The sequence below is a fragment of the Bacillus sp. 165 genome, from assembly GCF_017742235.1.
GTDB lineage: Bacteria > Bacillota > Bacilli > Bacillales > Bacillaceae_G > JAGHKQ01.
The window spans coordinates 173031-185606 of sequence record NZ_JAGHKQ010000006.1 but is presented as its reverse complement, the minus strand read 5'-3'; the positions used below and the strand labels follow the sequence as shown (position 1 = coordinate 185606).

Sequence of the window (12576 nt, the reverse complement as noted above, 5' to 3'; positions counted from 1 at the left end):
AAATTTTCAGTCTATTAAAATAAGCGTAAATTTTATATAATGAGGTTAGGAAGCAATTGGTTTACAGAGGAGGAATACTGTGAAACAAGAAAGCCTTTACCTAACAGAAGAAGAAAAAAATCTTCTAGTAGACTTATTATTTGAACAAAACTACGCAGTTGAGATTTTGGCGTGCCAGCTTTCTGATATTGAAACTGGTTTGAGAACTACAGATATTATGCAATATCAAAAAATTACAGCATTATATGCACGTCTCAAGGGTGCGGGATATTAAAGAAAAAGAGTGCCTGAGGGCATTCTTTTTTATGAGAAAAATCTATTCGGCAAAAGGTTCCAAAAACTACCTTACCTAAATAAAGAAAAAAGCATCCTGGCCGGCGAAGAACACAACAAACATGTTTTGAAATAATCTGTTTGTCTTGTGTGGAATGGACATTTTCCCTTTATTTACCTCATTTCTTTTTCTTGTGTTACAATAAGAGTGTTGTGTAAAAGGGACCAAGGAAACAAATGAAAAAGAATAAAAAGTGAAAACGCTATCATGTTATACGAATACAATAACATGAATCGATAAAGAAAATGGGGGAAAACATCAATGATAAGTCTTCCTACTGAAGAATTTAAAAACATATGTGTAAAAGATTTATTGATATCATCTGAGAAAGTTGCGCATGTGCAGGTTGGTAATAATCTTGAACACGCTTTGCTTGTTTTGACAAAGTCTGGCTATTCAGCAATTCCTGTATTAGACCCAACATATAAATTGCATGGACTACTGAGTACGGCAATGATTTTAGATCGGATATTAGGGCTAGAGCGAATTGAATTTGAAAAGCTTGAACATATGAAGGTTGAAGAAGTAATGAACCGCGAGATTCCTAGATTAAAGCTCGATGCTAATTTTATGGAAGGTCTTGATATGACTATTAATCACCCATTTGTATGTGTAGAAAATGAAGACGGTTACTTTGAAGGCATTTTAACACGTCGAGCTATTTTGAAGCTGTTGAATAAAAAAGTAAAACGTTACAATAATTAAGAAAGTGTGCAGCTTCTTGGACAAGAGGCTGCGCTTTTTTATGGAGGAGAGACCATGCAGTTAGATGATTTACGAATGATGATTGTGTTGGCACAGGAATCCAATATGAGAAAAGCTGCGGAGAGGTTATTTGTTTCACAACCGGCACTAAGTCAGCGATTGCAGACAATGGAGAAAACGTGGGAAGCGAAGCTCTTTATACGTTCGCAAAAAGGATTGACTATTACGCCTGAGGGAGAGAAAGTTGCTGCGTATGCAAAAGAAATGGTTGGAAAAGAAGAGGCGATGAAAAATGAACTGGCATCCCTGCAAAATAAGACGCATGGAACATTAAAAATTGCGGTAGCATCCATTATTGCGCAGTACTGGCTTCCTAATATGTTGAAAACATTCGTAAAACAGTATCCGCTTGTGCAAATTTCTTTATTTACTGGGTGGAGCAGCGAGGTGCAAAAGCATTTTTTTGAAGGAGACGTTCATATTGCTATTTTACGGGGAACGCATGAACTGCAAGGGAAACGAATCCATTTATTTACCGATGAACTGTATTTGGTAGATACCGAAATTCAAAATATTGAAATGCTTCGCCATACAAATAAACCATTTATTCAGTTTAAAAGTGATTCTACCTATTACTCGCAAATTCAGCAGTGGTGGTACAGTACTTTTTCTCATGCCCCACGCCGCACCATTGTGGTGGATCAAATCGAAACATGCAAGCAAATGGTGCTTCACGGCATAGGCTACGCTATTTTACCATCAACTGTGCTGCACGATCTGGATACTTCTCTTCATAAAATTCCGTTAACTGATGGAGGTATTCAATTTACAAGAGAAACATGGATGTTTCTCAATGATTCAGCATTGGAGTTGAAGCAAGTTAAAGCTTTTGCAGATATGCTCCAAGAAAAAAAAATGTAACCAATGTTTGTTGCGAGTTTTGTCTTGGTTTGGTAGAGTAACAGTATCACATAGTATTAGGAGGAATAGAGAATGAAGATGATGGATGCAAACGAAATTATTTCGTTTATTCAAAAAAGTGAAAAGAAAACGCCGGTGAAAGTATACATAAAAGGCCAATTAAATGGCATTGAATTTCCTGACAGCATTCAAGCATTTGTGAATGAAGGAACAGGTGTATTGTTTGGTGAGTGGTCTGATATTAAGACTGTGCTAGAAGGAAACAGCGCTGAAATCGCAGATTATGTGGTGGAAAATGACCGCCGCAATTCCGCAATTCCTTTACTGGATATGAAGGGCATCAAAGCTCGTATTGAGCCAGGTGCAATTATTCGCGATCAAGTGGAGATTGGGGACAATGCAGTAATCATGATGGGTGCTGTAATCAACATCGGCGCTGTGATTGGTGAAGGTACAATGATTGATATGAACGCAGTGCTTGGTGGACGAGCAACTGTCGGCAAAAACAGTCATGTTGGAGCAGGCGCAGTGCTTGCAGGCGTAATTGAGCCACCATCTGCTAAGCCTGTGGTTGTAGAAGATGACGTAGTAATCGGCGCGAATGCAGTTGTATTAGAAGGTGTGACAGTAGGAAAAGGAGCAGTTGTTGCTGCTGGTGCCATTGTTACTGAGGATGTTCCTCCGTATACGGTAGTTGCAGGAGTACCTGCCCGCATCATTAAAGAAATTGATGAAAAAACAAAGTCTAAAACAGAAATCATTCAAGCGTTGCGTGAATTAAACCCAACAAAATAATATAAAAAGCGTAAGCTCTTTGCTTACGCTTTTTATTAAGGGAAGGCGAAATTATGGAAATTAACCCGTTTGTACAAATTCGTAGAGACTTGCACCAAATTCCAGAGCTCGGTTTTCAGGAATATAAAACGCAAGCGTATTTGTTACAGTATTTAGAAGAGTTACCAAAGAATCGTCTAGAAATAAAAACCTGGCAAACAGGAATAATCGTAAAAGTACATGGAACAAATCCTGAAAAAGCAATTGGGTATCGCACAGACATTGATGGCTTGCCGATTGAAGAAGAGACTGGGTATTCCTTTGCTTCTGTTAATGAAGGCTATATGCATGCCTGCGGACATGACGTGCATATGAGTATTGCCTTAGGAGTATTGACGGGGCTTGTTAATGATCCGATTGAGGATGATGCCATTTTTATTTTTCAACCCGCAGAAGAAGGGCCGGGCGGAGCACAGCCTATGATGAGGAGTGAAGAATTGCAAGAATGGATGCCGCAGCTGATCGTCGGTCTTCATATTGCACCGGAATATCCCGTTGGCACCATTGCAACAAAGGAAGGTTTGCTGTTTGCAAATACATCAGAGTTGTTTATTGATTTAAAAGGGAAAGGCGGGCATGCAGCGTATCCGCAGCAAACAAATGATATGGTAGTGGCAGCAAGCTACTTGGTGACTCAACTTCAATCTGTCATTAGCAGGAACATAGATCCGCTTGATAGCGCAGTCATTACGATTGGGAAAATTACAGGAGGAACTGTTCAAAACATCATTGCTGAAAAAGCAAGGCTAGAGGGAACCATCCGTACCTTATCTGTAGAATCTATGAAGCGTGTAAAGTCTCGTATCGAGGCTCTCGTAAAAGGAATAGAAGCGGGTTTTCAATGTGTGGCAAATATTGATTATGGCTCCATGTATTACGAAGTATACAATCATGAAGAGGTTACACGCGAGTTTATGGAATTTGCAGAACAAACGGATATGAAGGTTATCGAATGCAAAGAGGCGATGACAGGAGAAGACTTTGGTTATATGCTTCGTGAAATTCCAGGATTTATGTTCTGGCTTGGGGTGGGATCTGAATATGGCCTACATCATGCAAAGCTGCAGCCAAATGAAGAGGTTATTGAAAAAGCCATTCGCTTTTTAATATTATATTTCCAGTTTAAAGGAAACAGACAGGCCTAGCCTGTCTGTTTTTTGTTTCCAGCATAAATATTATTGTGAGGGCAGCTATGATTTGTTTTTGAGAAGAGAGAGAACATATATACCTTATAGAAAACGTTCCAGTTACCGCAATATGATTCATTTGGAGGAAAGATAATGCCATGACAGGTCTTGTCAATTCCTAAGTCTAGTGTGAAAGTCTCTGTTTAATGTATTATTGTGTGTCAAAAGCTATGGTGATTGAAAAGGCGATATTAGAAGGGTTTAAAGACATCGTATCTAGACCTCATGCTGATTGTGGTACCTTCTAAGGGGCGTATAGAGCTTCTGATTCACTATCGAGTTAGTATTACAAACCGAGAAGAAGCCGTAAAGTGCAGTGTTAAGAAACGGTTGTTGTTAAAATATATAAGGTTTCATCCGTAAAAAACCGCGCTTTTTTGTACAGGGTGATGCTATACATTCTTATTCCTAAGTCCATTGTAAACAGTCACAGCTGTTAACAAAGCAATTGCAATCCACGCGGCAGTTGTGATGCTCTCTATATTCTTTCTCTGCACAATAATTGCAGCATAAGCCCATATAAAAACGAGAGGGTAAACAAGGTCATTATTTTTTAATGTGAAGTAAGCCCCTAGCAATCCACCGAATAAAAGCATAATAATCGTCCAAGTCAGCTCATTTAAGCCTAATAGGTGGGTAATATCATTTGCTTTATACACAGTAAACACATTGGTGATGGTAGCGATGGAAATCCAGCCAAGATACATTGAAATAGGCAGTCGGGTCAATTTAGTTTTATTAGGAGAGCTTTGAATACGGGTATATACAACAATGAGCGTCAGTAAAATCCCAATCATAATCAGTAAAGATATGTTGATATGCTCATTTCCAAAAGCGAGAACCCATAAGGCATTCAGCAGCATGTTCACTGAAAACCAATATCCTATTTTTTTATAAATAGCTTTTTCTATCTCAGAACAGAAAAATTGCCGCATTAACCAAACAGCAAGTAAAAAATAGATTACCAACCAAATCATAAAGGCATATCCTGCTGGCTTAAACAGATAATCAATGCTATTAGATACTTGAGAAATATTGCGTCCAGCTGGAAGAAGAAAATTAGTTATCAGCACAAGGGCAAAAGAGATGATATTAAGCATACTCCTGATGAGATAGTTTTTCATGCGTATACCTCCTTACTGTATAGTTTACTTATCCCTATATACTATGAAGGAGAGAAGAAGCTTATACAAAAGTTATACTTAATAGAAGGAAAACTATCGTCAATAAACTTTTCGCAGGTAGTGTACACAATAGTTTTGACTTAATCTACTTTCCCGCAGCATATTTTTTGTAATTCCTGTACAATACTTTATAATGGGGATAGAGGAGTTAATTTAGAAAGTGTTACCAGATTTTTAGTTGTAATAATTATCATATAACATTGACTGGAAATAACTTCTTTTATATAATAACTCTTGTGAATAAGGGTGTAACCACTAAAATCTAGTTGGAGGTCGATACATATGGCAGAACGTATGGTAGCAAAACAAGCTCCTCGTTTCGAGATGGAAGCTGTATTGTCAAACAAAGAATTCGGTAAGGTAAGTCTTGAAGAAATCATGAAACAAGATAAGTGGACAGTTCTTTACTTCTATCCAATGGACTTTACATTCGTATGTCCGACAGAAATTATCGCACTATCTGATCGTTACGATGAGTTCCAAGATCTTGATGCAGAAGTAGTAGGTGTATCTACTGATACTATCCATACTCACTTGGCTTGGATTAATACAGACCGCAGCAAAAACGGTTTAGGTGAATTACGCTACCCGTTAGCTGCAGATACTAACCATGTTGTATCTCGTGACTATGGTGTGTTAATTGAAGATCAAGGAATTGCACTTCGCGGTTTGTTCATCATCAGCCCTGAAGGCGAATTAATGTACCAAGTAGTACATCACAACAACATTGGACGCGAAGTGGACGAAGTGTTACGCGTTCTTCAAGCACTGCAAACAGGCGGACTTTGCCCTGCTAACTGGAAACCAGGTCAAAAAACGCTATCAGTTTAATTAAAAAAAGGTCTAACAAACGTTTGTTAGACCTTTTTTGAACATAAGGGAGGACTCCACATTGAAATTGCGTGAACCAATGCCCTCTTTAGAAGGTGCAACTACTGTGTTGAATGGAGAAGTAAGCCGTGAAGGTTTAATCGGAGAGAAACCGACATTGATTCATTTTTGGTCTGTTAGCTGTCACTTATGTAAAGAAGCAATGCCAAACATTAATGAATTTCGCGATCAATATAAAGAGCAATTGAATGTTATTTCTGTACATATGCCTCGTTCAGAAGAAGATTTGGATTTAGAGCAAGTGAAGCAGGTGGCAGAGGAGCACGGTATTATTCAGCCGATTTTAGTGGATAATCAACATACGATTACAGATTCATTTGAAAATAAATATGTACCATCTTATTATGTGTTTGATAAAACAGGCGTGCTGCGCCATTTTCAGGCAGGCGGAGGCGGCATGCCGATGCTTACAAAACGTGTGAATCGTGTATTAGACGAAGCTGCACAAGCTGCTGAATAGTAAAAAATCCTCTCTGTTGTAAGAGAGGATTTTTTACTATTCAGGGTTCTATTAACAAAGGGGGTTGTTCTAATATTTTGTAACTAGCATTGAATAATCAGCCCGCATAAGATTAAAGAAGAGCATTTTTATAATGATTGTGAAATTAGTCACAAAAAATTCAATTCTTTTATACACGATTGCCGTAGAATACGTTTACACTATGAATATAGTGAAATAGAGTAAACGTATTCCACGGGAATATGTTAGGAGGGAAACTGAATGAGTTTAGATAGTGTTACACTCAGCAGGGGATTGACGGAGCTCACATTGGCCTTTCACATTATTTTTGCCACCATAGGTGTGGGAGTACCTGTTATGATTTCATTAGCTGAATTATATGGTATTAAGAAAAAGGACTCTCATTACATATTGCTTGCTAGAAGATGGACACGAGGATTTACCATTACTGTAGCTGTGGGGGTTGTTACAGGAACATGTATCGGTCTGCAGCTTTCGTTGCTCTGGCCGAGCTTTATGCAGCTTGCAGGACAGGCAATTGCATTACCTCTTTTCATGGAGACATTTGCATTCTTTTTTGAAGCGATTTTTTTAGGGATTTATTTATATACATGGGATCGATTTAAAAAACCGATATTTCATTGGCTGCTGTCTATCCCTGTTATTATCGGCTCAACGTTATCTGCTTTTTTCATTACAGTCGTAAATGCATTTATGAATACTCCGCAAGGATTTAAATTGGAAGATGGGAGAATTGTAGATTTACAGCCACTAGTTGCAATGTTTAACCCGGCCACACCGACAAAGACATTGCATGTAATCGTAACTGCCTATTTAACTTCTGCTTTTGTGCTGGCTGCCATTACTGCATTTATGATATTAAAGGGAAAACGAGACGTCTATTATCAAAAAGCATTGAAACTCACAATGGTTGCATGTGCCATTTTAGGTATAGCAACAGGGATTGCAGGGGATTTGTCAGCTAAATTTTTAGCAAAATATCAACCAGAAAAACTAGCGGCGGCGGAATGGCATTTTGAGACAGAAAGAGGAGCAGATCTTGTATTATTTGGAATTTTGGATGAAAAAACGGAAGAGATTAAGTATGAAATTCGGATTCCAAAGTTTTTAAGTTTTCTTGCAGGAAGCAGTTTTGATACAAAGGTAACAGGACTGAATGAAACACCGCAGGACGAACGTCCGCCCTTGTATATTCATTATTTATTTGATTTGAAAATTACATTTGCGATGTACTTGGTGGGAGTTGCTTTTTTATTCTTGATACTTGTAAAAATTAATGCAGCCTGGGCACATAATAAATGGATGCTGCGTTCAATTATTATCGGTGGTCCATTGTCCATGTTGACGATTGAAATCGGTTGGTTTTTTGCTGAAGTGGGGCGTCAGCCATGGATTTTACGAGGATACATGAAGGTAGGGGAAGGAGCAACAACCGCTGCACCTCAGCACATAGGCTTAATGTTTATCTTGTTCATGCTCCTGTATATCGTTCTTGGTTGGATTTCCGCTAAAGTTCTGCTAAAGATGTTTAAAACTAATCCTGCCGAACTTGAACTGGAAAAACATATAGATACGAAATTGGTGAAGTAGGAGGGATACAATGAACATTCAAATATTAGGTATTAGTGTGCTCTGGTTGTTTTTGTATGGTTATGTGATCGTAGCGTCTGTTGACTTTGGAGCGGGATTTTATGCATATTATGCAAAGTGGAAAAAGAAAGATTCTAAAATGGTAAAGCTGATTAACCGATATTTAAATCCAGTTTGGGAGGTTACAAATGTATTTTTCGTATTCTTCTTTGTCGGTCTTGTGGGTTTCTTTCCGGACACAGCATACTATTACGGGACAGCATTATTAATTCCGGGCAGTGTAGCACTAGTATTACTTGCAATCCGAGGTTCATTTTATGCGTTTGAAAATTACGGGTCTAAACAAAGCCGGGCTTATATGTTTTTATATGGCGCGACAGGATTGTTGATTCCCGCTGCACTTTCTACGGCACTGACAATTTCTGAAGGGGGTTTTTTAGAAAAGCAAGGGGATACAGTAGTGTTCTTGGCTAAAAAATTGTTTACAAGTTTTTATTCCTGGAGTGTTGTATTTCTTGCGATAGTGTCTGTATTATTCATCAGTGCGGCGTTTTTGACCTATTATGCTAACAGGGCTGGAGACAAAGAATCAGCAAGAATTATGCGGAAATTCTCCTTGTTTTGGAGTGCCCCTACCATTTTGGCAAGTTTACTCGTATTTATTTCTTTACAGCGGCATAATTTTCGTCATTTTGAAAATATGATAGATATTTGGTGGATGTTTCTGTTATCGTTTGCCTGCTTTTTAGGGGCGACGCACTATATTTACCACCAAAAGCGATTTGGGCTAGCGTTCATTTTCGTTATGTTTCAATTCTTCTTTGCATTTTTTGGATACGGTGCCGGTCACTTGCCATATATTTTAGATCCGTATATTACTATTTACTCTGGCTATACAAATGAAACGATGGGAATTGCGCTGGTAGTCGTCTTTATTTTAGGACTGCTTCTCTTGATTCCATCTTTGTATTTGCTTCTTCGTCTATTTTTATTTGATGCAAAGTATGTCAAAGGTGAGAAATAAAAAAGTAATAACGTCCTAGCTTCTTTTGTTTAGTTACATTGGTAAAATAGGCATGAAAAACCGTTGCTTATTTATGTAAGGTGTTTCAAATGTTATATTTTGTTGTGCCATTTTTTATTCAATAGGATAAGGGGCGTATTGCTTTCTGAAACTTCATAAAGTGTGCTACAATGGTCAATAATACAATTATGTATAAGCATTTATTGGAGGAGTTTTTGTGAAAAAGAAGGAATTTGCAGTCATCGGACTCGGCCGGTTCGGAGGAAGTATTTGCCGAGAATTGAGCCAGCTTGGCATGGAAGTGATGGCAATTGATGTAGATGAAGATCGCGTAAATGAATTTTCCAGTATTGCTTCTCATGCGGTTATTGCCGATTCGACAGATGAAATGGTGTTAAAAAGCTTAGGAATCCGCAATTTTGACCATGTGGTAGTAGCTATTGGTGATAATATTCAAGCAAGCATTTTAACTGCTTTAATTTTAAAAGAGCTTGGTGTACAGAACATTACAGTTAAAGCACAAAATGATTATCATGAAAAAGTGCTTCGTAAAATCGGTGCTGACCAAATTGTACACCCTGAACGTGACATGGGAAAGAGAATTGCGAACAATATTGCATCAAGCAATGTATTAGATTATCTTGAACTGTCTGATGACCATAGTATCGTGGAAATTAAAGCGAATGAAAAGTTGAACAGCCAGTCTTTGCAGCAGCTTGATATTCGGGCGAAATTTGGATTGAATATTGTAGCGATTAAGCGTAATAAAGAAATCAATGTTTCCCCAAAAGCAACGGAGGCTATCCGAACAGGAGATATATTAATCGTTATTGGCGGGGATGCAGACGTAGCTCGCTTTCAGAATTACCTAGCGTAAAAGCTCTACAGCAGTAGAGCTTTTTTTAGATAAAAGTACGCCTCAGCCTGCTTCCTAGAAAGATTTTCCCCAGGTGAAGTGTAATATATCCATTTTTCTTAAAACGGCTAGCATGTAGAAAGAAAGCGGCAGGTGAGCGCAGATGGGGGATGGAGATGAAGCTTAAGACAGTTGTTAAAGCGTGGATTGTACAAGATGATAAGGTGCTTACTATTAAAAAACACAAGAATGGAACAGAATTTTATGTATTGCCAGGGGGCAAGCAAAAGAAGAAGGAAACCATGCATGAAGCGTTGCAGCGAGAATGCAAAGAGGAAGCAGGAGCAGAGGTAGTAGGTGGAGAACTCCTATCGGTTTGGGAATCGTTTGATGAAGATTTCCATAAAGTAGTCCTGTTGTTTTCAGCTCAGTTCATTGAGATGAAGGGTATACCGCTAAAACAAGATGCAGATCAAATTGGAATAGAGTGGCTGCCGATTGCTTCTCTCCATAGTTTTCCATTTTATCCAAAAGAAATTATAAAACAGACCAGTATTTATATAGGGACTATTCAATAAAACAAGCCAATGCATTCTGCATTGGCTTGTTTGTTGGTTTTCTCCTCTCGTTAACAGGGAGAACAGGCTGTAATAGCCTTGTATTAAACTTCCATAATAATGGGCAATATCATCGGTCTGCGTTTTGTTTTCTCGTATAAGAATGGCGCTAATGTATCTGTAATTTCATTTTTAATTTCAGACCATTGTGTTGTTTTACGCTCCATTACTTTGTGAAGGTGAGTAGAAATAAGAGTTTGTGCGTCATTAATTAAGTCACTGCTTTCCCGCATATAAACAAATCCACGAGAAATTAAGTCAGGACCAGCAGCAATTTTAAACTCTTTCATATCAATGCTAACTACCACAATGACAAGTCCCTCTTCTGAAAGAATACGACGGTCTCGAAGAACGATGTTTCCAATATCACCAATTCCGTTTCCATCGATGTAGACAGATCCTGAAGGGATTTTGCCTGCAACGCCTGCTTCGTTTGCACGTAATGCCAGTACATCTCCATTATCCATGATAAAACAGTTTTCTTCTGGTACTCCGCAATCGACTGCAAGCTGCGCATGCATGCGCTGCATACGGTATTCCCCGTGAATCGGCATAAAGAATTTCGGTTTAATTAACCGAATCATTAATTTTTGTTCTTGTTGTCCCCCGTGACCGCTTGTATGAATATCTGTTAATCTGCCGTGAATTACTTCGGCACCAGCTCGGTACAGCATATTAATTGTACGGCTTACGCTGACGGTATTGCCTGGAATCGGTGATGATGAAAACACGACTGTGTCACCTGGGATAATTTGAATTTGACGATGTGTACCGTTCGCAATGCGAGATAAGGCTGCCATTGGTTCGCCTTGGCTTCCTGTACATAAAATAACAACCTGATTTACAGGTAAACGATTAATTTGAGAAGCATCGATAATGGTATCCTTTGGACAGCGAATGTAGCCTAAGTTTTGTCCAATTTCAATTGCAGCTTCCATGCTTCGTCCGAACACTGCAATTTTTCTGCCGTTTTCCACAGCTGCTTCTACTACTTGCTGAAGGCGATGGATGTTCGAAGCGAAAGTGGCAAAAATAATGCGTCCGTCCACTTTTCGGAAAATATCATCAATGGTATCGCCTACTTTTCGTTCAGACATTGTAAAATCTGGTACTTCACTATTTGTACTGTCGGATAATAAACAAAGCACGCCTTCTTTTCCGATTTCAGCCATTTTCGTTAAGTTGGCAGGCTCTCCGACAGGGGTGAAGTCAAATTTAAAATCACCTGTATGAACGACTTGTCCTTGCGGAGTTTTTACTACTATACCGTACGCATCTGGGATACTATGAGTAGTGCGGAAAAACGAGACGGATGTTTTGCGGAATTTAATCACGTCGTCTTCCTGTATTTCATGCAGCTTTGCCTTTCGCAATAAACCGTGCTCTTCTAGTTTATTTTTGATTAAGCCAAGCGCCAGCTTCCCGCCATAAATCGGAATATTTACCTGGCGTAGAAGGTAAGGGATGCCTCCTATATGGTCCTCGTGACCATGTGTGATAAACAATCCCTTAATTTTATCTTCATTTCGCACTAAATACGTGTAATCCGGAATGACATAATCAATGCCGAGAAGTTCATCTTCAGGAAATTTGATACCGGCATCAATGATGATAATTTCATCTTGGAATTGAACAGCGTATGTATTTTTACCAATTTCTCCAAGACCGCCGAGTGCGAAAACGGCAGTTTGGTCATTTTTTAAAAATTTCATCTATACAATCTCCGAAACCTTGAAGGCTTCGCTTTGTTTTTCATATTCAAGGTGAGCACCGGATAGTGGTTGAACTAACTCAATATTATAGTTGAATTTAGCTAATTTAATACGTACATCTTTTTCAGATTCCGCTTCGACGTACACTGTTTTTGTGTTTTCCCTTACAGGAACTTGTAAAGCATTTTCTTGATAAAACACTTTGAAAATCATGTAATTCTCTCCTTACTGTCGATTATT

Annotated in this window: 14 protein-coding genes; 11 read left to right on the top strand and 3 right to left on the bottom strand. The window is 38.6% G+C overall.

The window, feature by feature from the left end:
• Positions 1 to 79 precede the first annotated feature (79 nt).
• The 5 genes from abbA (at position 80) to J7Q84_RS11615 (ending at position 3939) form a co-directional block, all read left to right on the top strand.
• The gene (abbA, locus tag J7Q84_RS11635; RefSeq protein WP_209094724.1) at positions 80 to 274 is read left to right on the top strand and encodes an antirepressor AbbA; all 195 of its coding nucleotides are present in this window, start codon (positions 80 to 82) and stop codon (positions 272 to 274) included.
• 321 nt (positions 275 to 595) lie between these two features.
• Positions 596 to 1039 carry a cyclic-di-AMP-binding protein CbpB gene (gene cbpB, locus J7Q84_RS11630; RefSeq protein ID WP_209094723.1) on the top strand — a complete coding sequence of 148 codons (444 nt, stop codon included), beginning with the start codon at positions 596 to 598 and terminating at the stop codon, positions 1037 to 1039.
• Positions 1040 to 1093: 54 nt separating this feature from the next.
• A complete protein-coding gene (locus J7Q84_RS11625; RefSeq protein ID WP_209094722.1) occupies positions 1094 to 1960 on the top strand; it encodes a LysR family transcriptional regulator in 867 nt (288 codons plus the stop codon).
• A 72-nt stretch (positions 1961 to 2032) separates the two neighbouring features.
• Positions 2033 to 2755 (top strand): 2,3,4,5-tetrahydropyridine-2,6-dicarboxylate N-acetyltransferase, encoded by a 723-nt coding sequence (dapD, locus tag J7Q84_RS11620; RefSeq protein WP_209094721.1) that lies wholly within the window; start codon positions 2033 to 2035, stop codon positions 2753 to 2755.
• A gap of 53 nt (positions 2756 to 2808) precedes the next feature.
• Complete coding sequence (locus J7Q84_RS11615; RefSeq protein ID WP_209094720.1) at positions 2809 to 3939, top strand: N-acetyldiaminopimelate deacetylase; 1131 nt, start codon at positions 2809 to 2811, stop codon at positions 3937 to 3939.
• A 434-nt stretch (positions 3940 to 4373) separates the two neighbouring features.
• Here the strand turns inward: J7Q84_RS11615 and J7Q84_RS11610 are convergent, their stop codons facing one another.
• Entirely contained in the window at positions 4374 to 5105 is a 732-nt protein-coding gene (locus J7Q84_RS11610; protein ID WP_209094719.1) for a tryptophan-rich sensory protein, read from the bottom strand.
• Positions 5106 to 5447: 342 nt separating this feature from the next.
• Here J7Q84_RS11610 and J7Q84_RS11605 point away from each other — a divergent pair, with 342 nt between their 5' ends.
• From J7Q84_RS11605 to J7Q84_RS11580, 6 genes are all read left to right on the top strand, one after another.
• The gene (locus J7Q84_RS11605) at positions 5448 to 5996 is read left to right on the top strand and encodes a peroxiredoxin (RefSeq protein ID WP_209094718.1); all 549 of its coding nucleotides are present in this window, start codon (positions 5448 to 5450) and stop codon (positions 5994 to 5996) included.
• A gap of 61 nt (positions 5997 to 6057) precedes the next feature.
• Positions 6058 to 6516: a TlpA disulfide reductase family protein gene (locus J7Q84_RS11600; RefSeq protein ID WP_209094717.1), complete on the top strand. Its 459-nt coding sequence runs from the start codon at positions 6058 to 6060 to the stop codon at positions 6514 to 6516.
• A gap of 261 nt (positions 6517 to 6777) precedes the next feature.
• Complete coding sequence (locus J7Q84_RS11595) at positions 6778 to 8127, top strand: cytochrome ubiquinol oxidase subunit I (protein ID WP_209094716.1); 1350 nt, start codon at positions 6778 to 6780, stop codon at positions 8125 to 8127.
• Between the two features lie 10 nt (positions 8128 to 8137).
• Positions 8138 to 9151, top strand: coding sequence for a cytochrome d ubiquinol oxidase subunit II (locus J7Q84_RS11590; RefSeq protein ID WP_209094715.1), 1014 nt, complete (start codon positions 8138 to 8140; stop codon positions 9149 to 9151).
• Positions 9152 to 9368: 217 nt separating this feature from the next.
• Positions 9369 to 10028 carry a potassium channel family protein gene (locus J7Q84_RS11585; protein ID WP_209094714.1) on the top strand — a complete coding sequence of 220 codons (660 nt, stop codon included), beginning with the start codon at positions 9369 to 9371 and terminating at the stop codon, positions 10026 to 10028.
• Between the two features lie 155 nt (positions 10029 to 10183).
• Positions 10184 to 10585, top strand: a complete 402-nt coding sequence (locus J7Q84_RS11580; protein ID WP_209094713.1) for an NUDIX domain-containing protein — start codon at positions 10184 to 10186, stop codon at positions 10583 to 10585.
• 83 nt (positions 10586 to 10668) lie between these two features.
• On the opposite strand, the gene rnjA is transcribed toward J7Q84_RS11580, so the two are convergent.
• Both rnjA and J7Q84_RS11570 read right to left on the bottom strand, forming a co-directional pair.
• Complete coding sequence (gene rnjA / locus J7Q84_RS11575) at positions 10669 to 12336, bottom strand: ribonuclease J1 (RefSeq protein WP_209094712.1); 1668 nt, start codon at positions 12334 to 12336, stop codon at positions 10669 to 10671.
• Positions 12337 to 12549, bottom strand: coding sequence for a DNA-dependent RNA polymerase subunit epsilon (locus J7Q84_RS11570; protein WP_209094711.1), 213 nt, complete (start codon positions 12547 to 12549; stop codon positions 12337 to 12339).
• Positions 12550 to 12576: the final 27 nt, after the last annotated feature.